Below are 21,961 nucleotides of genomic sequence, written 5' to 3'. Positions count from 1 at the left end.
TCTCACCGGAAGCTACCTCAGGATTGGAGCACGTGTTCCTGGCAGTGTCACTCCGCCTTAGTCAGTACCCGACAACACATTACACCCCGTCCGGAGAATTATTTCCGGTTGTGCAAAGAAAAGTCAAGAAAGTTCTTGACAAATTGTAAGGGGGGGCGATGCTCCTGACGGATTATTGGTGTTTGTGGCGCCCCGAGTACTGGAGGTGCTACTGTGGGGGTTACCTTGCCCCCAAAGACCGTTGCCGCCTACGTGGCGGTCACTGTGGTTGCTGCCGTTTTGGGTATCTGGCTCGGGCAACCTCGCAACAAGGTGCGGGCGAGGACGACGTCTTCGGCCCCGGAGTCCCCGGACTCGGCCACACTGCTGAGGTGGCGCGAATGGCACGACAGCTTGGCGCAGCAGTTCAGACGCGAGGTGGTAGGAATCGAAGTGGCGGAGGCGTTCCCGCAACTTCCGCTCTCACCCATCGCCAGTGAGAGTCTCCTCTCAGTGTCGCAAGTACTGCCCCATGGGGGTGTCATTACCTTGGTCACAACCGACTGCGATCAGTGCATCAGGATGGCGGTTGCATTGCAGGCTGCTGTAGATTCTGCTGGAACGGCGGCATTGCCAGTCGTGCTAGTCGCGGATGCTTGGCCCGGGGCTGTGGACCTTGCTGTGTCTTTGGCTCGAAGCAACGTGCGAATTCCGCTGTACTGTGATCGCGGGTCCAGCTTGCGAGCGCGGCACAACGTTCAGGGAACGATGCCTTGGTTTTACCTTGACTCCCAGACGAAGCTGATTTCCTTTGGCTTCGTTTTCGAAGCAAGCATTGCCAGACTACGTGAGATCATCGCACCAGAAGCGTCCCAGGGTGCGGTATAGAGAGTCGTGGTGATACAACTCCTATGGAAAGGAGACCAGCGATGATGGTGAAGAAGCCGATGATTCTGTGGGCGGCCTTTGTGTTCGCGGCGGCACTCACAGCGACGATGTTCTTGTCTGGGGGCCCGGCCGCCAGCAGCGAGACTCCCTGCGAGGATCCCGAGCCGGCGGCGCAATGCCACAGCGGCGGCTGCAACTGCAACTACTGGTGTGCCGTCACGGAATCATACCTGTGCATGGGACACTGGTACTGTCTCCCCGATTCCCTCATTTGGCGATGCAAGCCGATCTGCATCCCGGGGCCAGGGGATGACTGCGTACCGGACAAATGAACACTCTGCCGGGGGTATGCGCGAGCCGGGCTCAGGGATGAGCCCGGCTCAGTCAGTTGTCGTTGACTTCAGACGTCCGGGCCGTCGCTTCTCTCATCATTCGCGTCCTCGCGTTTGGTGACGACTACGATCTCATTGCGGGGGAGCAGGGATGCGATCCGCTGACGGGTCGCAGGGTCGAACAAGTCCCCCTGCAGCGCCTTGGGAAGTTTGGAGCGGGAAAGGTCCGAGACCTTCTCCCAATAGCCGCTGGCGCGGACCAGCGACTCGAGAAGCTTGCGATTGGGATCGTCCTGATTGGGGATCGTCTGCTCCCAGCGGCGATGGATGCCGACGCTGGCATGATGGCCCTGGATACGCGTCAGATTATTGACGCCAGCAAACTCGATGACTTCCTGACGAACCGCCTGCAGTTCCGCCTCGCTCTGTGCCTTGTGTCGCGCGGCGGCGACGAAGCGGTCAACCAACCGCACGCCGGAGTCGGCGGCGAATTGCTGGGGTGTGAGCGTGGCGGTGGCGAAGAGATGGCGTTTGGCAGGGCATAGTGACTGGAATTCGCACCAGGCGCAGAGCTGGGACTCATGCGGCGGGAAGTCGTTGCCAGCACGGGCGGCCTCGATCGTGTCGATCAAGCGGATGGTGTCGGCACGAAGTTCCGTGAGTGATTCGGGTGAGCGCACTGACTTCAGGGTCCGGTTGGCACGCAGGAAGTGCCAGTAGAGTCGAACCGTGTGGGTGCCATCCCAACGGGATTGGATGCCGATTTGGTACAGCGCCAACTGGCGCTCGGCGTCGATCTCCGCCTGCGAGGGAAGACGTCGGTTGGTCTTGTAGTCGTGAATCTCGATGGCCCCGTCAGCCCCCTCGACCAGGCGATCGATGTATCCCTGAATCTTGTAGCGCCCGTCCGGGTCGAGGTCGAAGAGAATCCGTTCCTCCAATCCCAGAATCCGGCCCTCGGAGAAGGGGTAGTGGCCGACGAAATAGTCCTGCAGGCAGCGGCGGCCGACGTTGCGGTAGTCGTCGCCGGTGAACTCCGACCGGACGATCAGGATGTCGTCCTCCCAGTTACGCTGCCAGGTGTCCTCGTAGAAATCGCGGATTTCCTCCCACTTGGGGATGCGCTCCATCTGCACGGAGCGGTAGAGCTTCTCGAGCGCCTCGTGCACCATCGAGCCCATGAACGCCTCGACGGAGGGGTGTTCTTCGATCGGCGGCTTTTCGATGTACCGGAAGGCGTACTTGCGCGGGCAACTCTCGTATGTGTTCAGACGCGAGTGCGAGAAGACCATGGCGACTCCTGTGCGGACCCTCCCTGTCAATGTCATACGTGCCGATGCCGGACGCAATATCATTTCCGGCGCGGCTGCGTGGCAGGTCGTTCGCCGGATTGACAAACGTCGGGGGCACCGTAGATTGCCGGGTGGGCGTGAGTTCCTGCAGGAGGACAGGATCGTTGTTCATCGATACGTCTGACAGCATGGTGGACCGAAAGAATCCCCCACCCCTTCGACTTCTCTCAGGGCAAGCCGATCCGTCCTGCGGACGGATCGACCTCTTCCCCTCGACTTTGCTCGGGGCATGCCGAAGGGAGAGGGTATGCGTCGCGCTGAGCAGAGGGTTTAGCCGGTTGCGGACAAAGTGCCATCCATGTCATTCTGAACCCCGCCGTTCTTTGGCGGGGAGAAGAATCTGCTGCTGCCCTACAGGAGGAAACAGCAGATCCTTCGCTTCGCTCAGGATGACATTGGTGGGCCGCATTCCCATCTTGGTCGTTCTTCAGCGACCTGTCAGGGCAGACAAGGGTCTTAAGCCCTTTGTTGACCGATGCAGTGGTCCGCCCTTCGTCCGATGTCCGGTTGTAGGACGGCTTCCGGCATTGGGAGCTGTACTGATTGCAGTCGCGATGGCGACGACGGCGCTATCGGCGGCCGAGTCGGCCACGGACGGGACACACAGTCTGGCCGCGGCCGCCATCGACACGACGGTTCGATATCAGATTCACGAAAACGGCCGATTCCGTGCCACGGTCACCAACTGGGGGTACTTTGGTACTTTCAACTTCGCGTTGGTGGATTCGGGCCATGGCGAACCGACCACGGTGCCATGGCCGGCGCCTGCCTTCGAATCACCGCCGCGCTCCCGCGTCGAGTATCTTTATGAAGCCGGATTGTGGATCGGCGGAATTGTGGACGGCGACACCCTGGTTTCGACCGGAACACTGGGCGAGTGGACCGCTCACGAGCTCTACCCGGCGGGGAGAATGGGTCCGGTCGGCTCCGATGCGCTCGGTGATGAAGAATTCACATTCGTGTACTCAGACACGGCCACCGATCCAGGGCGCGTACCGCGCGACTCGTACGACGGACGCCACCGGCCGCTTCCGGTCACCGTTCGGCAGACGACGCGCTTGGTGGATGATTCGTCGTTCGCGCAAGGTCTGATCATTGAACTCACCGTGACCAATATCGGCGACGCGGCCATCGAGAACCTTTGGCTGGGGTGGATGGTCGATCCGGACGTGATGCACGATGACCGTGACCTCGGTTATCTGGACGATCTCACCGGGCATCGGCAAGCCGCCATCACGCTCGAAGGACAGCGAATCGCCGTGTCCGCCGCCTGGGCCGCCGATAATGACGGTGATCCGGATTCATCGCTCGGTGCCTTCGATGACCGTTCCACGACCGGCACATTCGCCTCGATGTATCTGGGGGGATCGCCGCAATTATCTTCGGAGTCGTACAACTGGTGGATCAGTGCCGTGCCGCGCAACTATGACTGGGGCCCGCAACGCGCACCGGGCGACACAAATGGGTCCGGCGGCCGGGGACGGCTGCTCGGCGATGCCATGCGGTACCGGCGTATGGCCAATCGTGAGATCGACTATGATCAGGTATTCGCGGCCGTCGATCGGTCCGCGCAGGGCTGGGTCGCGCCTCCGCCGACATTGATCGCCGTGGACTACGCGAACGGGTATGACACGCGCTTTCTGCACACCGTTGGGGCGGTCACTCTCTGGCCGGGGGATTCGGTCACGGCGGCGTGGGCTTGGGTCGTGTCCCCGCGTTGGCATGCCGATCCGGGGCATTTTGCCGGCACATTCGACGCCATTGATCCGCAGGCATATCTGCATGGATTGAACATGCATTCACTGGATACCGCACTGGCCCGCATGCAGATTCTATGGGACAATGGATTCACCCCGGCGACGGTCGGGCCACCCCGTGGCCTGACAATCGCCGGGTGGGACGATTCGACAGCATCACTGCGATGGGTGCCGCGCCGCACGGCGCGACTGGATGGATATGAGATCCTACGGTCGACCGATTCTCTGCACTTCGATGATCGCATTGCCATGCTCCCGCGGGACGATTCGGCGTCCACCGATACCGGGCTCGAACGCCTGGTAACATACTACTACACGATACGATCGCTGGATAACCGTGGTCGTCCCGGCATGAACGCCACTATGGTCGGTATCCTGCCGGATCGTCCGATGACCCCCGCCGACTTGAGCGCGCACAGGGGCAATCGAGAGATCAGACTGACATGGGAACCGGCGGAGGAACCGGACGTTGTCGGACATCGCGTCTACCGGCTGGACACGGCATTCGGGTGGCAGCCGGTGGGCGAAACAGCCGATCAGACCTCATTCGTTGACCGCAGCGTCGATAATGCCATCGTGTACAGCTATCGAGTGGCGGCGATCTCGGCACTGGGCAGTGAGAGTTTTCCCACTGCACCGATACACGGGATCGCGCTGGCCTTTGATGGGCCGCCGCTGGTGATTGACCAGACACCCGCGGGCACGGCGGCGTTGACAGACAAGGACTCGGTGAGTGCCGTCTGGCGACGCCTACTCGGATCGCTGGGGACGCAATATCGCGATGCCGACCCGACGCGTACGGCTGCTCTCGCACTGAACATCTTGGATCCACACCCGGCGGCGATTGCGGTTGCGGATGGCGTGTCGGGCTTGACACAATCGACCATCGAGACGATGGCGTTGTATGCCTATGCCGGCGGGATCACGATCTGCGCCGGACGCAACCTGTTCAATACGGCACAACTGACGGAGGGGTTGATCGCCTTCGGGCCGGGTCAGTTCCCATACGATGCCTTCGGTATTACCATGGCGGACTATCCGCGCGTGCTCTTGTCGCATCCCACGCGGCTGAATGCCGAGTTCGTCGGTGCCAGGGCGGTCGATCCGCGGTTTGGCGATCTGTCCGTCGATTCCAGCCGCACCGACTGGGGGTTGAATCCCGTTCTGCCGGCGACCGAAGGAGCCGTGGGCTTCGTCGGCTGGTTTGACATTGACACCAGCCGGGCGCAGGTTCTCTACGCGTTCCAATCGCGCGATTCGGCCTCTTCACCCATGCAGGGACGACCGGTGGCGGTGATATCGCGGGATGAACGGTGGAAGGCGGCGGCGTTTTCCTTCCCCCTGTCTTACATTCGCGAAGAGGATGCCGCGGAGGCCCTCCTGGCGACGCTGCAGGCATTGGGATGGCGCACGCATCGTCCCGGCGATGCCGATGGCGACAACGTCGTCACGGTGGCAGACGTCCAGCACATGGTTCGCCACCTATTCGGCCCGTCATTCCTGCACGACCCGGCGAACGCCGATGTGAACGCCGACTGCCGCGTGGACATCCTCGATGCCGTAGTGCTGATCAACTTCCTGTGGCGCGGAGGGACGGAGCCGTTGCCGGGGTGCGCGTCGGAACGGCGTTGAGGGAGAATGAATGAGACGCGACGGCTCGGCCCTCACGCTTCGCTCAGGGTGAACAGGAGCCTCGCCCTCCCGAGGCACGAGATTCTTCCAGGCCGCTCAGGGTTCTGATTCCGCCGGAGTGTCTGCTGACTCGTTCGGCTCCCGAGCCGTCCTGCGAATGGATCGAGCTTTCTCCCTCACTGTGTTTGGGCCACCGCCGGAGGAAAGGGTCGGAGCAGAAAGAGAAAGACCGGAAGATCTGTCGCGGATCTTCCGGTCCCACCCACCTCCGAGCATCCCTGCCCGTCGGTTATGTCACCGCAATGCGGCTATTCCTCAAGCTGGATCTTGACAATGATGGCGATGCCGCCGTAGTTCGGATCGAGATCAGTCATGGTGATGAAGGCACTGACGATCGACTGATTGCAGGTCGCCGTGAATTCAAAGCCGCCGGCGACGCCGTACTCGTTGGTGTACTGCGGTGAACCGGTCACAACACCGCTCTCACCGTCGTCGGTGATCGTGATGAGGTGACCGCCGAGCGGGTTGCCCCAGCGATCCTTGATCGTGACTTCGATCGGCGTCGAGTTGCAGTAGGTGATGGAACGCGCCATGTCGACCACGGTTGTCTTGGAATAGGCGCGGCCGGTGCGCAAGACGACGTGCGCCTGGTCATTGTAGCCATAGACGCCGCCGCAACGGGCCGTGATCGTGGCGATGCCGCCGAGCCCATTGTCGGGCGTGGTCACGATATAGTCACGATCCAGCGTCGTGGCAATGTAGTCCTCGACATAGACCGATGAGTGGCACCCGTCGTTGACCAGACCGTTGTTGATGGTGCCGAGGTCCGCTTCCACCTCGATGGGTGTGTCGGTGTCCATGAAGACGCCATTGACGTCACGCACCTCGATAACAACTTCTCCTTTGGATTTGTTGTCGGCCAACAGCGTGTCAGGGTAGCGGAGGAACATGCCGGAAGCGGCCGGACCTGACTCGAGGAACACGCTGGTATCGGCGACCGTGCCGCCGGCGGTCTGCGCCCAGTAGAACACCAAGCCGTCGTTCTTCGGCGCCCCGGAATGCCAGTAGGTCTCGGCGGTGCCGCGGAATGTCAGGGCCGGCGAGGTAATGGAGGCGCCCTCGATCAACCCCTGCTCGGTGCCGAACCAGACGGCGGTGGAGTCGGGGACTTCATTGCCCCATTGATCGACGACCAGAGCGACGATCTTGTTGAGTTCGTTGACGATTTCCCATGATGGGACGTTGCAGTCGCCGGCACCGACGGAGATGAACGCCGGCGGTCCGGAACGGATGGTGATCTGAGTCGCGCCTGAGACGACCGCCCCGGCGCGCGCGACGATGCGTGCCGTCCCCGAGGTGTTGCCGGCATTGAAGGTGACCACGGCTTGCCCGAGCGCGTCGGTCGTCACCGCGACCGGTCCGACCGGATCACCGTTGATCGCCTCGCCGCCACCGGGTCCGGCCGTAATGAGAAACTCAATGTCCCGACCCTCCGGCGCAGGATTGCCGTACTTGTCGAATGCTTCGGCTTTGATGCGCGCCCATTCAATCCCACCCGTCCCTTTGACCTGCACCTGCTGCCATTCGGGCGTCAGACTGATCGAATGGACCGGTTCGCTGGAGGTCAGAGGCACCGACACTTCCGCCGAGTACACGGCCCCCGGAGAACCGGCGGTGGCCTTGATGTAGACAACTCCGGTGGTCCGTCCGGCCGTATACGACGCCACCGCGCGCCCCTGTGAGGTCGGCACGCTGGCTTCAATGGACCCGATCGGATCCCATTGATCATCCGCGTCGACGTCATAGATCAACGAATCGACATTTCCGGTCCAGTAGCCGTCGCCGTCGACATCAAAGAACTTCTCACCGGCGGCGAAGCGCACGAGCGTGGAATCGGGAACGGCATTGCCCAACCGGTCGGTCAGGGTTGCCGTCACGGTCGCCGATGAGAAGCCATCGGCCTGCATCAACGTCGGTGTCACGGACAGGACGATCAGTCCGGCGGTACTGCCGCCGCCGCCACCGGATTCCACGGTGACGTCCTTGGCGACCGAGCCGGTGCCGCCTTCCACCGAGGCTTGGATCCGCACCGTGCCCACCTGGGTTGCGGTGAAGATGACGGTGGCGATCCCCTGGTCATTGGTCTGGACGGCGCTGGAGGCAAATGTGCCGCCGGTATTGGGCACGGCAACAAGATATACTGTCTTATCAGCGGCGGGATCACCGGAAACGGTGGTCACGCTGACCTCGACCACCGCGGTCTCGCCCGGATTGAGGACCGCCGGGGTCACTGTGACTTTGTTGACCATCACGGCCTTGTCGCTCTCCGTCGGTCCGGAGCAGGCGCTGATTCCCAACAGCAACAGCCCACTCACTGCCGCGCCACACCACCAGAGTGCCCGCGCCCGGTTGATCGAATGCATCTTGACGCTCCTTTTATGAACCCTGACCGCTTGACCCATACAGCCGCCGGCGTGACCCTCTCCCGCCCGGAGTCATTGTCATGCCAGCGCGGACTTGGACCGCATGTACGAACACAACCCCAAGTGCAGGGGCTCTTTGGGATGTATCGGCCTCAGAGTGCGGGAATTTAGTCGGATTTGCGGGGCGGGAACCGTGCTAATCTACGGCTCTTCAGGCCCGTTCCATGGACGTGGATTCGTACGGGCTTGTTGAAAGACCTCGTCGGAGAGAGAGCTTCCGCGCCAGGCGGTTGCTTCGTCGCTCGGCCCGCTCACAGAGCGGGCCTCACTCCTCGCAACGACACAAAGACTCGTCAAGGACCTACTCCGTCGTTGCGAGGAGGTCGTCCGCCGGAGGCGGAAGACCGATGAAGCAACCGCCCGGCTTGGGTCGGTCTTCTCAACATGCTCGCAGGGCACGGGTCTAAAGACCCGTGGCACAAACATGTGAGGGTGGAAACAACTTGACTCGGGGGACAAGGGGCTGAAGTCCCTTGTCGGGCATGGTGATGCTCGGAGGTGGGCGGAGCCCACCTACATTGCGGGAGTTGCCTGCGCAACCGGGGTGTCGGGGCGAATCACGAAATCGACACCGTCGTGGTCGACGGCGACCGAATCGCCTTCCCTGATCGCACCCTTCAGGAGGGCGTTAGCGAGGCGGTGGGCGACTTCTCGTTGAACGAGTCGCCGCAGCGGCCGGGCGCCATAGACAGGATCATACCCTTCCGAAACGAGCGCCGCTTTGGCTTTGTCGGTGAGGCGTGCCGTGATCCCCTGCTCGGTCAGGCGCTGACGGAGGGCGTCAAACTGCAATTCGGCAATCTGGGCGATGTCTTCGGGTCCCAGCGGGTTGAAGACGACGATCTCGTCGATACGGTTGAGGAACTCGGGACGGACGGCACGTCGCAGCGCCGCCAGAGCGCCTTCGCGAATCGCGCGACGACGCGCGCTCTCGGTGACCGCATCGGCGGCCGCTTCAGCAATCACCTCGGCACCGAGATTGGAGGTCATAATCAGAATCGTGTTCTCGAAGGAGACCGTGCGCCCCTTGTTGTCGGTCAGTCGACCATCATCCAGAACCTGCAGGAGAATATTGAACACCTCCGGGTGCGCCTTCTCAAGTTCATCGAAGAGAACGACTGAGTAAGGGCGCCGCCGGACCGCCTCAGTGAGCTGCCCGCCCTCGTCATAACCGACATATCCCGGGGGTGCGCCGACAAGGCGTGACACCGAGTGTTTTTCCGAGTACTCCGACATGTCGATGCGCACCATCGCCTCGACAGAACCGAACAACGCGGCGGCCAGCGTCTTGGCCAGCTCGGTCTTGCCGACGCCGGTGGGACCGAGGAAGATGAAGGAGCCGCGCGGTCGGTGTGGCTCGGTCAGCCCGGCACGCGAGGAACGCACGACGCCGGCGACGGCGGCGACCGCTTCTTCCTGGCCGATCACGCGGGTGGAGAGTTCCTTCTCCAGATCCACAAGCCGGCTGACTTCGCTGGCGGTGAGGCGCTCGACGGGAATGCCGGTCCATCGGGCCACGATCCCGGCGATGTCGTCGGGATCGACCTCTTCCTTCAGGAGACGGCGTGACTTCTGCGTCTCCGTCAATTTCACGTTCTCGATTTTGATCAGGCGCTCCAGATCGGGAATGTCCTGGTAACGGAGACGCGCCGCGGCCTCGTAGTCGCCGCGACGTGTGACCTGATCCATCTCGGCCCTCAGTTGTTCGATCTTCTCCTTGGCGTCGCGGATTCGGCCGACGGAGTCCTTCTCTTTGGTCCATTGCTGTTCGAGTATGGTCCGTTCCGCGGTCAGCCGCTCCAGTAACTCTTCCATCGGCCGTAACCGCTCGGCGGCATCGGGCTCGCGACGGACCGCCTCGCGTTCGATTTCGCACTGTGTGATCTGACGGTCGAGGCGATCCAACTCATTGGGGCGGGAGTCGATCTGCATGCGCAGATCGGCCGCCGCTTCATCGATCAGGTCAATCGCTTTGTCGGGCAATTGCCGGTCGGCGATGTAGCGCTCCGACAGCGTGGCCGCCGCCACCAGCGCGGCATCCTGTATGCGCACGCCATGGTGCAACTCGTAGCGCTCCTTCAGCCCGCGCAGAATGGAGATCGTCTCCGGCACGGTCGGTTCGTGGATCAGGATCGGCTGGAAACGCCGCTCCAGAGCGGTGTCCTTCTCAATGTGCTTGCGGTATTCGACCAGTGTCGTGGCGCCGATGCAGCGTAACTTGCCGCGGGCCAGCGCGGGCTTGAGCAGATTCGAGGCATCGACACTTCCTTCGGCGGCACCGGCGCCGACGACGGTGTGGAGCTCGTCGATGAACATGATGATGCGTCCGGCGGCCTCCTCCACCTCGGCCAGCACGCCTTTCAGACGCTCCTCGAATTCGCCGCGGAACTTGGCACCGGCCACCAAGGCACCCAAATCGAGCGCCACCACCCGCCGGTTCTTCAGCGTTTCGGGGACATCCCCCTGCGCGATCTTCAGCGCCAGTCCCTCCGCGACCGCGGTCTTGCCGACACCGGGTTCGCCGATCAGGACGGGGTTGTTCTTGGTGCGGCGGGAGAGAACTTTCATCACCCGGCGGATTTCTTCATCGCGGCCGATCACCGGGTCGAGCTCGCCTTGTTGCGCTGCCTGCGTGAGATCACGGCCGAAGCGCTCCAGTGCCATCATGCGGCTCTCGGCACCGTCGTCTCCCGCGCCTTTCCGGTTGAGCATCTGCTCGACCGACTCGCGGAGGGCCCGGGAATCGACACCGGCCTTGGCCAGCGCGGCGCGCACCGGTTCATCGGGCTTCTCAACTACGGCCCAGAGCAAGTGTGCGGCATTGACGAAGGCATGCCCGGCGCGTTCGGCACGGTTCTGCGCCGCCGAGAAGACCGCCGCCAATGCGGCGCCGGTCGTCGGCTGCGATCCGCCATGAACGGTTGGGAGACGATTCAAGGCCAGCGACAATTCCCCGGCCAATCGATCGGGATCGGCTCCTGACTGCTCGATGAGAGCGCGGGCCGCACCGCCTTCGCGCACCAGCGCGCCCAGAAGATGCGCCGGTGTCAGTTCCGGATGCCCGGCAGTTTGAGCGCTCTCCAGTGTGGATTGCAGAATCGACTTCGCGTTGTCGGTCCATTTATCCAATGACATCATGACGGAACACTCGCTTTCAGCGGCTTCTGCTTCTACTCGTAGCGCGGGAGCCCTGCGCTCCTGCGGCCCGTGTCAGGTGCACAAGGCACCTGACCTACGACTGCGCGGCTACGAGCGGAAGTGGCACGCACAAGACCAGAGGCCATGGCCTCTGGTCTTGTGCATGGCACCCCGGGAATCAATCGGCAGACGTCTTCGGCTGGGCGGATGAACCGGCTTTCGGCGCCGCCGCTTCCGACCTGGCGGTGTCGGACTTGGCCTTCGCGGGCGCTTCCTGGCTGGCCTGCTTCTTGTAGCTGTCCTTGCGGTAGTCGGTGATGTAAAACCCCGACCCTTTGAAGATCAGTCCGCCCCCCGCTGAGATCAGTCTCTCGACTGCGTTCCCGCCGCAGTGCGGGCAGACCGACACCGGCGCCTCGGTCATGGACTGGAACGCCTCGAAGCGATGATCGCAATCCCGGCACTTGTAGTCGTAGGTTGGCATGGTTGCGAAAACAGAGATCTCCTTGGCGTATACGTTGAAGATCGATGAATTTGCATCCATGAACGTTCGATTTCAATGCCTTTTCACCTCTGATTCCGGCCCAATGCCGTTCCCCTGTCATGCCAACGGCCTCGCGGCAAGCGCCGCGAGGCCGCGCGACGATATTCCGTCGATATTCCGTCGACGGCACTATCCGACATGCACTTCGATCTCCTTCGGACGCGCCGCCTCGGACTTGGGAATCGTGACTGTCAGAACGCCGTTCTTGTAGTCGGCCGCGACCTTGCTCCCGTCGGCCCACGCCGGCAGGTTGAACGAGCGCGAGAACCGGCCCATGTATCGTTCCGAACGGGTGAACCCCTTGCGATTCTCCTCGCGGGACTCGGTGCGCTCGCCCGTGATGGTCAACAGACCGTCGTTGACGACCACCTTGATGTCCTTCTTGTCCATGCCGGGCATGTCGGCCTTCAGCACGACTTCATTGTCGCCCTCATGGACATCGACGAACGGGCGGACACTGACTGTCTCCCCGTCGGCCCAGTTCCCCAAGAACCCCGGCATGAAGTCATCGAAGACCCTGCTGATCGCCGCCGAGAACGGGACGATGTTGCGATTGGGACTGCACTTTACGAGTGTCATGACTCTCCTCCTTTTCTCTATCTCTCCCCAGTTGGCTGATCACTCATCAGCATCCGACGCAGTCATAGAAGCATGAGCCGTGCCGTTTCTGCTGAACTTGAACTAAGTCATTGCATTACACAGCGTTAATGCATGCAGGCCCTATTTCAACGTTCCCAAGCGCGGCCATTATGGCGCTTGTTCATGCCGTTTTGGCACTAACGGCATGCCTCATTGTGCCACAATGGCACACGGCGAGGGGCACGGGTCTGAAGACCCGTGGCACTCATCCTTTCCGAGCGCGACGGTCAGGGGTTCTTGAGGCTGTCGCGGACGGAGCCAAAGCAGTAGAGGTTGCGTTTGGTGTCGGCCACAAAGACGCGCCCCGCGGCGACGATCGGAGGGGTGGTGGCCGGCGCCAAGAGCTTGTGTTCGCCGATGAGACGCCCATCGGCGGCATCGAGCACCAAGAGACGATTGTTTCGCGAGCTCACCAGGACTGAGTTGCCGACCAGCGTGCAGGGGAGATTCGCGATGGCGCCGGTGTTGTAGCGCCACAGGAGTCGTCCGGTCGATTCGTTGAGTGCGTAAATGTACCCGTCATTGGCCCCGAAGAAGAGGCGATCGCCGCCCACCGCCGGCGTCGTGAACACCCCGGCACCGGCCGCAAAGAACCACGCCATGGCGCCGTTGCGACGGTCGAGCGCATAGACCAGCGAATCAGCGGAGCCGACATACACGAGGTTGCCCACGGCCGGGGCCGCACCAATCGCCCCCGACGATCGGTGCGTCCAGAGGATAGTCCCGTCGGTCGTCGATAGAGCGATGACCTGACGACCGGACGCAACATAGGCCACGGAGTCGACGAGAGCCGGAGCGGTCAGGATCGGCCCAAGCGTGTGCGTTTCCCAGACAAGATCACCCCCACGGGTGCGGCACGCAATGGAGCCATTGTACGCCGCCAGCAAGATCAGCGAGTCGTTGATCAGCCGCGGGGCGGCACGGCAGGCGATGACCGGAAACGAGGCGGCCAATCGCAAGGGATCGCGGTGAAAGATCAGGTAGCGCAGTTCATCCTGATCGGTCAGAACATCGAATCCGTCCGCTCTCGCAACAGCGGCGGTGACCGGTCCTCTGAACCGTGTGCGCCAGAGACGCCGTCCGTCGGCGATGGAGACGATTTCCAAACGCCGGTCGAGCCCCGGGAAGTAGAGAACGCCACCGGATACCGTCGGTTCACCGGCAGCCAGGCCTCCGGTGCGGGTGCGCCAGAGGAGTCTCATCTCGCCGATTGAGCCGGAGACGGAGCCGCGGTTGTCGGCCGAGCCCCGTTCGGTCGGCCACGCACCCAGTGACGGCCGAATCGGCAGATGCAGGCGGGGACCACTACAGCCCACGGCTGACAGAAGGAGCACGAAGGCCAACAGCGAGCGCCCGCAGGGGACCGACCGCAGAAGGCCGCACGAGTATCTCATCCTGCGGCGGGCACCAATGAGCATGTGTGGGAATGCGAGATCAGAAGTTCCATCCGAAGAAGAACTCGAACCGGGTCTTGGTGTCGATCTTGCGAAAATCGGTCCTCCGCGCCCAGTCGAAGCGCAGGACGATAATGTAACCCAACGCCACGCGCGCGCCAACACCCAGGGCCCCGTCGAGACGGCCCATCCGATCCTCCCACGCCTTGCCGGCATCGAAGAACAGGGCGCCGCGAATCCCCTGGAACCCCAGACTTCCCATCGGCAACCCGACCAAGAGGGCGTCGATCAAGGGAAAGCGCAGCTCATTCGAGATGAGGAACACATTGCGCGCATAGCGCACACGGCGCGGATAGCCGCGCAAGTCCCAGCTTCCGCCCAGATAGCGCCGTTGCGGCTCCAGCCCGGAGGAAAAGTGCCCCAAGAGGCGCGTGGCGAACGCCGAATACTCGCCGAGACGAACGTACTTGCGGGCGTCGGCGATCAACAGGCGGTTGAAGGAACGGAAATTGGTCAGATCGGCGGTGTAGCCGAACGCCAGCATCAGCCGCCAACCGTCGATCGGCCCGGAAACATCCCAGAGGGAATTGTCATGGACAACGGAGATGAACTGTGTCGCCAGGACGGCCCGACGCCGCTCACCCAAGACGACGTCGCGATCCGAATGCCGCAGAAACAACGACGCCTCAATGCGCCGGAACTTGGAGAGCGGATAGCCAATGTACCCAACGGCCCCGTATTGCCTCTCCTGCAGCGGCCCCTCGGCGGGATCGGTGTAGTCATCGTACAGGTGATAGGCACCATATCCGTAGTTGAGACGTCCCTCCCGGTTGAAGTACGAGACCCCGGCGTTGAAGCTCTGCAAGAACTCGTCCCGTGTTTCGGCGTTGTTGGCCAGAAGGAAAAAGTACTGATGATTGCCGAGCACGTCGGTGAGAGCGGTTTGGAGACCACCGACGGTACCGTAGAAGGCATCGTACGACACGGCCGATTGGGCGATGTCGAACGAGAACTGGCGGCGGTACTTGAAGGCGCCTTTGGTCAATCCTGAGTCCGGGCTCTGCGGGGCGGGGCGCCAGGTCGGCGCCCACGAGCCATCCGCCGCGGCGAACACCTCCGGGGTGGTCGAGTCGGGGACGGTCATCTCGAAGATCTGGAAGGAGCTGTTCTGGTAGGCGGTGAAGACGATCCGGCGCCCATCGGGACAAAAGCGTGGATCGAACGCCCCGGTGACCAGGTGTGTCAACTGATCCACGCGGCCCGAGGAATCCCGACGGTAGATGTCGGAGTGACCTTCGCGGTCGCAGGTGAACAGCAGCGATCGCCCGTCCGGAGACAGCGACGGCGACCGGGCATTGAACGCACCGGTGTAGACCGGCGCGATCTCTCCGCTCTGAAGATCGTAGGAGAACAGGTTCAGCCACCCTTGATCGCCATGGGGGCCGCGATCCGAGGCGAAGATGATCCGCTGTCCGTCGGCGCTGAAGATCGGATCGGTGTCGAAGTACCAGTCGCGCATCAGACGACGAAGTTCCCGGCGGTCCAGGTCATACACGAACAGATCGAACCACCCGTCCTGCCCACCGCCGGCGAAGACGACGCGACCCCCATCCGGAGAGAAGGACGGAGACACCGCATTGTAGAGTGAGTCCCAGCGGTGCTCGCCGATGATGCGTCGCGTGCTCAGATCCAACAGATAGAGTGCGTCGCGCTCGTGGCGGGTGGAAGAGAACACCACGCGCCCATCGCCCGAAACGTCCAGCGAGGACCCCAAGAGATGGAGCGACTCGAAACGGGGCGAACGCTCCCCTTTCAGCAGCGTTTCGATGTTGCGGTCGGGATCGCCATCGGCGCCACCTCCCGGGGTCATGTACAGGCCGGCGTACCCAAGGCGATTCCCCTTGAAGACGATCCACTCTTGTTGCTGCCCGTCGTCTTCGCGCCAGATCGCGACGGGCTTGACGTTGTACCCCGCCTTGGTTCGTTGCTTGTAGACGCGATCGGGAAGCTCACGCGACTGGATCGTCGGGAAATACCGCTTCTTCAGCCAATATTCCCACTCGCGGCCGATCTCCCGCAGAGGGCGGCTGAATGTGATCGCGGCGACCGACTCGAAGTCACCGCCGCGCCAGGCGTTGTCGAGGAGATACACGAGGTACTCTTCGCCGTATGCTTCGGCCACAAAATGGCAGAACGACTCTCCCTCTTTGTACATCAGGTAGGTGCCGGCAATGGCCGGCAAACGATCGATGTTGTAGAACCGTCCGGACAGCACCAGGTCGCTCAGGATCATGTCGGCGTCCGGCTCCCACGGGCGGGAGAAGTACTCGGCGATTCCCTCGGTAAACCACAAGGGCGGCTCGGCGACACCGACCTTCTTGTGCGCGTGGGCCGTCGTGGTCAGCTTTGAGATCGTAAACACATGGACCAACTCGTGCTGAAGCACGCGACGGAAATCGGCGTACGACCCGTTGAACGGCAGCACGACCCGGCCTTTGAAGAACTCGGTGAATCCGGCCACGTTCTCGGGCAACAACGACGGCGTGACATTGGTCTGTGAGAAGAAGCGCGGCGAAGAGTACACGACCAACGGAATCCGGTGCTCGACGTCGTGGTTGAAACGGTCGGCCAGCGCTCGATATGAGAACTCCGCGGCTTCGGCCGCCGCACCGGCCAGAGCGCGTTCGGTGTCGTAGAAGTAGATGTCGAAGTGCCGCGTCGGGAGAACGAGCCAGTCGAAGTCGGTGTATTGGACTTTGTTCTTGCCGAAGTAGAATTGGCCGGTGGCTGCCATGGGGCACGCCAGCGACACGGCGAGGGCCAAGACAACGGCGTGGAGAGATCGGGTCAGGGAGCGTTGGGGCATTGTGGTCCTGAGAACGACTGGCAGAAGGAGCGGACGGAAGAACTCCCTCACCCGATCCGTCCTCTGGACGGAACGACCTCTCTCCCTCACTGCGTTCGGGACACTGCCGGGGGGAGAGGTTATCATTCCTCCCCGCCCTCCGTGAACGGCCAGATGTGAGGATTCCCTTCCGTTCCAGTCATCATGTTGGCGTCCCCAGACCTGTTGTGGTTGCCACCAAGGCAGTCAACGCGTCAACCCGAGCTCCCGGCCGCCCCTCCCCCGTGTCATATACCCCTGATTTCGACCGAAATTCCCGTCTGAGCTCCGGTCACGACGGCGGACTTTACTCCTGTCGCTCACGGCCTGTGTCTCGTCCCGATGAGCGTTCGACCGACAAGACGCCGTCCACGGCACGGATCCGACGGATGATGTCGCTCAGGTGACGTAAGTTCCTGACCTCGATGACCAAGGTGCCGGTCCCGGTGGATTGGTCGCCGGTGATCGATACCGATTGGATATTGGTCTCGGCGTCGGAGATGGCATCGGTGATGTCGCGGAGGAGGTTCTTGCGGTTTTCCAGCGTCAATTCCAGCCGCACCAGGAACGACTGGTCGGCGCGGACATCCCATTGCACTTCCAGTCGCCGTTCCGGCTGATCAACCAGCGCCAGGATATTGGGACAATCGGCACGGTGGACGGTCACGCCGCGGCCGCGCGTGATGTAGCCGACCACGCGTTCGCCTGGAACCGGCTGGCAGCAATTCGCGAACCGGAACATCATGTTGTCGAGATGCTGGATGCGAATGCCGCGCGTCTTGCGTGCCCGGTCCACGAAACTCGGCGGCGGGGCGGTCTTGGGGACGTCCTCTTCCTTCGGCCGCAGCCGGTTGATCAGCGTGCTGACGGACACCGTTCCCGACCCCACGGCCGCCAGCATGGCGTCGGCGTCGGAGTACGACATCGACATGGCCCAGTCGGTCATCTGCGTCTCGCTGGGGTGCGGGAGGCGGAGACGCTTCAGCTCGCGCGCAAACATGTCCTTGCCGAGCTCCAGCGATTGCTCGAAGCCGGTCCGGTTGAAGTACTGCCGGATCTTGGCGCGCGCCCGCGTGGTGCGCACAAACGTCAGCCAATCGCGCGACGGATGCGGCTGGGTGCCGGTGATGATCTCGACCTCATCCCCCGAGGCGAGCGCGTGCGTGAGCGGCACAATGCGCCCGTTGACCCGCGCGCCGATACAGTGATGCCCGACGGCGGTGTGAACCGCATAGGCAAAGTCGACCGGCGTGGCGCCCACCGGCAACGGCTTCAACTCGCCGCGGGGCGTGAAGACGTAGATTTCATCCTGGAACAGATCGGTCTTGAACAGCTCGAGGAATTCCTTGGGGTCGCGGGTCTCTTTCTGCCATTCCAGAACCTCGCGCAGCCAGCCCATCTGCCGATCGCCGCGGGCGAACTCTCGTTTCCCCTCCTTGTACAGCCAGTGGGCGGCGATGCCATACTCGGCGGTGTAGTGCATCAAGTGCGTGCGAATCTGGATTTCCACCATCCGCCCCCGCGGCCCGATGACGGTCGTGTGGATTGACTGGTACATGTTGGTCTTCGGTGTGGCGATGTAGTCATGGAAGCGGTCGACCACGGGGGTCCACAGGGTGTGGACGACGCCGAGAGCATGGTAACAATCACGCTCGGTGCCGGTGATGACGCGGATGGCGATCAGATCATAGATGTCCTCGAAGGCCTTGCGGCGTTTGACCATCTTGCGATAGATGGAATCGAGGTGTTTGGCCCGTCCGCTGATGTCGGCACGGATCTCCTCGCGCGCCAACGCCGCCCCCAAGGGCGTTGTCACCTCACCGATATAAGCCTCGCGTTCCTCGCGACGCAGCTCCACCTTTTCGACCAGCTCGCGGTAGACCCCGGGATGCAAATACTTGAGCGAGAGGTCCTCCAGTTCCCATTTGATGCGCGCCATCCCGAAGCGGTGGGCCAGGGGGGCATACACCTCGCGCGTCTCGGCGGCGATGCGGTGTTGCTTGCCGGCGTCGAGGAACTCCAAGGTGCGCATGTTGTGCAGGCGGTCCGCCAGCTTGATGATGATGACGCGGATATCGCGCGCCATGGAGACCAGCATCTTGCGGAAGTACTCGACCTGCTCCTCTGCATAGCTTTTGAACTGAATCCCGGAGATCTTGGTCACGCCGTCGACCAGATCGGCGATCTCCGCGCCGAACCGTTCCCGCACGGCATCGAGACCGTGGGCAGTGTCCTCGACGACGTCGTGGATCAATCCCGCCGCAATGGTCGCGGTGTCGAGGTGCTGCTCGGCCAAGATCATGGCGACCGCCAGACAATGGTTGATGTAGGGCTCGCCCGACTCGCGTTTCTGCCCGTGATGGGCGATCTCGGAAAACTCGTAGGCGCGTCGCAACAGCGAGACGTCGACGTTGGCGTTCTCCGCCTCGACCCGGATGATGAACTCCGCCAAGTTCATCTCGGCGGGCCGTTGAATGCGAAAGTGTGCGGTCGCTTGCTCACTCATATGTGAGATCGGTCGAATGGCCTGTTGCAGCCAGTTGTAACCGGCGTAGCGCTTCGCCGGGTCCCGCGGCCCTGCCGAGGGCGGTCACATAAGTATACGGCCCGGCCCCTCGGTGTGTGAATGGCACCCGCTTGCTCACGATCTGGCGGATCCGCCCCGGGCCGCCACCGCCTGCACGAGAAGCTCTTCCCACTGATCAACACGCTGGTCCCAAGTGCAGTGACTGAGAACGTATTCGCGGCCACGTCGGCCACAGGCCTGCCGACGCTCCGTGTCGCCGAGGAGTCCCAGAATCGCCTGTGCCAGCGCCTCCGGATTGTCCGGCGGCATGAGACGGCCAAAATCGCCGCGCGCCATCAGGTCGGGAATCCCGCCGACAGAAGTCGCCGCCACCGGCAGACCCGAGGCCAAATATTCCAGGAGCGAACGCGACAGGGATTCCGAGCCGATCGAAGCAACCACACCCAGTTGACAATGCGCCAGCAGCGCCGGAAGCGCCGGCAGGCGGCGGTCGATGATCGTCACATCGTTCGTGAGGTTCGCTTCGACCAGCCGGCGATGCAATGCCTCCGCCGTATAGGCCTGCGGGTACCCAATCCAGAGGTGGTGGACATCGTCGCGGATCCGTTTGATCCTGGCGGCCGCGGTCAACAGAACACGATGTCCCTTGATCGGTGCGAAGCGGGCCACCATCACGACAATCTGCTTCCCGGCCGGAAGTTCGATGGCGTTGGCGGCATGCGCGGCGTCGCTCACATCGGCGAAGTCCGCCGGCTCGACGCCGGCTTCGATGATACGAAGTCGGTCAGGGGGAATCTTCAGGCGACTCTGGTAGGCCGCATAGTGTCGGCTGTTGACAGTCACGATGACGTCGGTGGCGCGTTTGTGCAGCCAGCGCGACAGCATATGGCGGCGCGGCAGCTTGGGGTCGAGGGCGCGGACGCGAATCAGCACGACATGGCGCGCCCGCAGTGCCTTGACCACACCCCAGAAGGCGTGGTCCTCGCCGCCATGCGCAAGGATGACATCGGGTCGGAACTGGCGGGCGAGTGATGTCAGCCGCCGGAGGTTGCGGTTGGCACGCAATGGCGACTTCTCTTCGAGGTCGATGTCGTCGACCACCGAGAGCCCCGCGGCCTGGGCCCTGGCGAGAGCGCTGCGCCCCGGTCGCGAGAGATATCGGATCTCATGGCCGCGCTGCGCCAGCCGTCGCGCGGTTTCCACGGCGTACCAGGTACCGGCACTGCCGCCACCGAGTGTGGCTGAGACGATGATGCGCATGTTACCTCATCCGCTGGTGGTCGGCGATCACCTGTTCGAAGAACTGCATGGTCGACTCGATCATTCGGTCCGCGGTGAAGTGTTGCATGAAACGGCGGTGCCCGGCCTCGCCGAGCACCCGGCGACGGGCTGCATCCGACAGCAATGCACCGATCGCCTCCGACAGGGACTGGTGATTTTCCGGCGGCACCAAGAGGGCGCACTCATCCGTCACGACCTCCGATACCGCGCCGACACGAGTCGCAACAATTGCTTTGCCCCGCTGCATCGCTTCCAGCAGTACGAAGCCGAAGGTCTCGGACCGCGATGCCAGCGCGAGCAGATCGCAGGCGTCAAGATACGCGGCGGGATCTGTCGTGTAACCCCGGAATTCCACGTGCCCCTCGATGCCGGCGTCGACAACCAAACGTTGGAAGCGTTCGCGATCGCCGCCGTCACCGACGAGAACGAGTCGGCTCCCAGGGAACGGGGGAACAAGGGCCGCGTACGCCCGGATCAGGATATCAACACCTTTGACGGCGAGCAGGCGGCCCGCGTAGAGGATGATCAACTCGTCCGTCGGCAGATCCAGCGCCATCCGCGCCGCGCGAATGCGCTCGATGTCGGGTGGTGGTATCGGTGCAATGCCATTGGGAATGACGGTTGTCTTGCCGCGCAACCAGGGGAATTGCTCCAGCTCACCGCGGACATACTCGGACGGCGCCAGCACGTGGTCCACGACCCATCGTCCGGTGACGCGATGAATCCAGTTGTGCTTGGGCTTCAGCCCCATGCGCCAGACCACGGGAATTCGAAGCCAACGAGCGGCCAGCCCGACTGTGCGGATGTCGCGTCCCGTCGTGAGGACAACCGAATCAGGGCGGTTGAACTTGAGATATCGATGCGCGGCGATGATCGTGGCGAGGTCGAAATCGCGACGATAGGGCCAGGCAACCGTCGGGACGCCTACGGAGATGGCGCGATTGATGATCTCGGCGCCGTGACGTCCGGCAATGGTCGCCTGCCAGCCTCGTTCCCTGATGGCCCCGGCCATCGTGACCATCCAATGCTCACCACCGCCCCAGAAAGGGAGACTGTCGCAGAAGAGGACGCTGTGGTCTCGCGAAGGCATGGGCGGTCCTAGGGATGGGAATTTGAATTGGTGGAAATCCC

At 62.7% G+C, this 21,961-nt stretch carries 12 protein-coding genes; 2 read left to right on the top strand and 10 right to left on the bottom strand.

The window, feature by feature from the left end:
* The first annotated feature begins 908 nt into the window (after window positions 1-908).
* The gene (locus AB1792_01140; protein ID MEW5700821.1) at window positions 909-1,199 is read left to right on the top strand and encodes a hypothetical protein; all 291 of its coding nucleotides are present in this window, start codon (window positions 909-911) and stop codon (window positions 1,197-1,199) included.
* 68 nt (window positions 1,200-1,267) lie between these two features.
* Here the strand turns inward: AB1792_01140 and AB1792_01135 are convergent, their stop codons facing one another.
* A complete protein-coding gene (locus AB1792_01135; GenBank protein ID MEW5700820.1) occupies window positions 1,268-2,491 on the bottom strand; it encodes a PD-(D/E)XK nuclease family protein in 1,224 nt (407 codons plus the stop codon).
* 614 nt (window positions 2,492-3,105) lie between these two features.
* Between AB1792_01135 and AB1792_01130 the strand changes: the two genes are divergently transcribed.
* Window positions 3,106-5,940, top strand: a complete 2,835-nt coding sequence (locus AB1792_01130) for a dockerin type I domain-containing protein (GenBank protein MEW5700819.1) — start codon at window positions 3,106-3,108, stop codon at window positions 5,938-5,940.
* 308 nt (window positions 5,941-6,248) lie between these two features.
* Here the strand turns inward: AB1792_01130 and AB1792_01125 are convergent, their stop codons facing one another.
* The 9 genes from AB1792_01125 to AB1792_01085 form a co-directional block, all read right to left on the bottom strand.
* Entirely contained in the window at window positions 6,249-8,363 is a 2,115-nt protein-coding gene (locus AB1792_01125) for a hypothetical protein (GenBank protein ID MEW5700818.1), read from the bottom strand.
* 573 nt (window positions 8,364-8,936) lie between these two features.
* Window positions 8,937-11,561, bottom strand: a complete 2,625-nt coding sequence (locus tag AB1792_01120; protein ID MEW5700817.1) for an AAA family ATPase — start codon at window positions 11,559-11,561, stop codon at window positions 8,937-8,939.
* Between the two features lie 178 nt (window positions 11,562-11,739).
* Entirely contained in the window at window positions 11,740-12,105 is a 366-nt protein-coding gene (locus tag AB1792_01115; protein MEW5700816.1) for a zinc ribbon domain-containing protein, read from the bottom strand.
* 129 nt (window positions 12,106-12,234) lie between these two features.
* Entirely contained in the window at window positions 12,235-12,684 is a 450-nt protein-coding gene (locus AB1792_01110) for an Hsp20/alpha crystallin family protein (protein ID MEW5700815.1), read from the bottom strand.
* 287 nt (window positions 12,685-12,971) lie between these two features.
* On the bottom strand, window positions 12,972-14,138 hold the full coding sequence (locus tag AB1792_01105; GenBank protein MEW5700814.1) for a PQQ-binding-like beta-propeller repeat protein: 1,167 nt from the start codon (window positions 14,136-14,138) through the stop codon (window positions 12,972-12,974).
* A 40-nt stretch (window positions 14,139-14,178) separates the two neighbouring features.
* A complete protein-coding gene (locus AB1792_01100) occupies window positions 14,179-17,004 on the bottom strand; it encodes a BamA/TamA family outer membrane protein (GenBank protein MEW5700813.1) in 2,826 nt (941 codons plus the stop codon).
* Between the two features lie 325 nt (window positions 17,005-17,329).
* A complete protein-coding gene (locus AB1792_01095) occupies window positions 17,330-19,528 on the bottom strand; it encodes a bifunctional (p)ppGpp synthetase/guanosine-3',5'-bis(diphosphate) 3'-pyrophosphohydrolase (GenBank protein MEW5700812.1) in 2,199 nt (732 codons plus the stop codon).
* A gap of 135 nt (window positions 19,529-19,663) precedes the next feature.
* The gene (locus AB1792_01090; protein MEW5700811.1) at window positions 19,664-20,809 is read right to left on the bottom strand and encodes a glycosyltransferase family 4 protein; all 1,146 of its coding nucleotides are present in this window, start codon (window positions 20,807-20,809) and stop codon (window positions 19,664-19,666) included.
* Between the two features lies 1 nt (window position 20,810).
* Complete coding sequence (locus tag AB1792_01085; GenBank protein ID MEW5700810.1) at window positions 20,811-21,920, bottom strand: glycosyltransferase family 4 protein; 1,110 nt, start codon at window positions 21,918-21,920, stop codon at window positions 20,811-20,813.
* Between the last annotated feature and the right edge of the window lie 41 nt (window positions 21,921-21,961).

Source organism: Candidatus Zixiibacteriota bacterium (assembly GCA_040752595.1).
GTDB lineage: Bacteria > Zixibacteria > MSB-5A5 > WJJR01 > WJJR01 > JACQFV01.
Note: the sequence above shows the minus strand (reverse complement) of the source record. Positions and strands in the feature narration are given on the sequence as shown.

Excerpts from the sequence above, each read along its gene's own strand:
- AB1792_01115 (MEW5700816.1), bottom strand. The coding sequence starts at position 12,105 with ATGGATGCAAATTCATCGATCTTCAACGTATACGCCAAGGAGATCTCT.
- AB1792_01100 (MEW5700813.1), bottom strand. The coding sequence starts at position 17,004 with ATGCCCCAACGCTCCCTGACCCGATCTCTCCACGCCGTTGTCTTGGCC.
- AB1792_01135 (MEW5700820.1), bottom strand. The coding sequence starts at position 2,491 with ATGGTCTTCTCGCACTCGCGTCTGAACACATACGAGAGTTGCCCGCGC.
- AB1792_01140 (MEW5700821.1), top strand. The coding sequence starts at position 909 with ATGATGGTGAAGAAGCCGATGATTCTGTGGGCGGCCTTTGTGTTCGCG.
- AB1792_01120 (MEW5700817.1), bottom strand. The coding sequence starts at position 11,561 with ATGATGTCATTGGATAAATGGACCGACAACGCGAAGTCGATTCTGCAA.
- AB1792_01095 (MEW5700812.1), bottom strand. The coding sequence starts at position 19,528 with ATGAGTGAGCAAGCGACCGCACACTTTCGCATTCAACGGCCCGCCGAG.
- AB1792_01085 (MEW5700810.1), bottom strand. The coding sequence starts at position 21,920 with ATGCCTTCGCGAGACCACAGCGTCCTCTTCTGCGACAGTCTCCCTTTC.
- AB1792_01125 (MEW5700818.1), bottom strand. The coding sequence starts at position 8,363 with ATGCATTCGATCAACCGGGCGCGGGCACTCTGGTGGTGTGGCGCGGCA.
- AB1792_01130 (MEW5700819.1), top strand. The coding sequence starts at position 3,106 with ATGGCGACGACGGCGCTATCGGCGGCCGAGTCGGCCACGGACGGGACA.
- AB1792_01105 (MEW5700814.1), bottom strand. The coding sequence starts at position 14,138 with ATGAGATACTCGTGCGGCCTTCTGCGGTCGGTCCCCTGCGGGCGCTCG.
- AB1792_01110 (MEW5700815.1), bottom strand. The coding sequence starts at position 12,684 with ATGACACTCGTAAAGTGCAGTCCCAATCGCAACATCGTCCCGTTCTCG.
- AB1792_01090 (MEW5700811.1), bottom strand. The coding sequence starts at position 20,809 with ATGCGCATCATCGTCTCAGCCACACTCGGTGGCGGCAGTGCCGGTACC.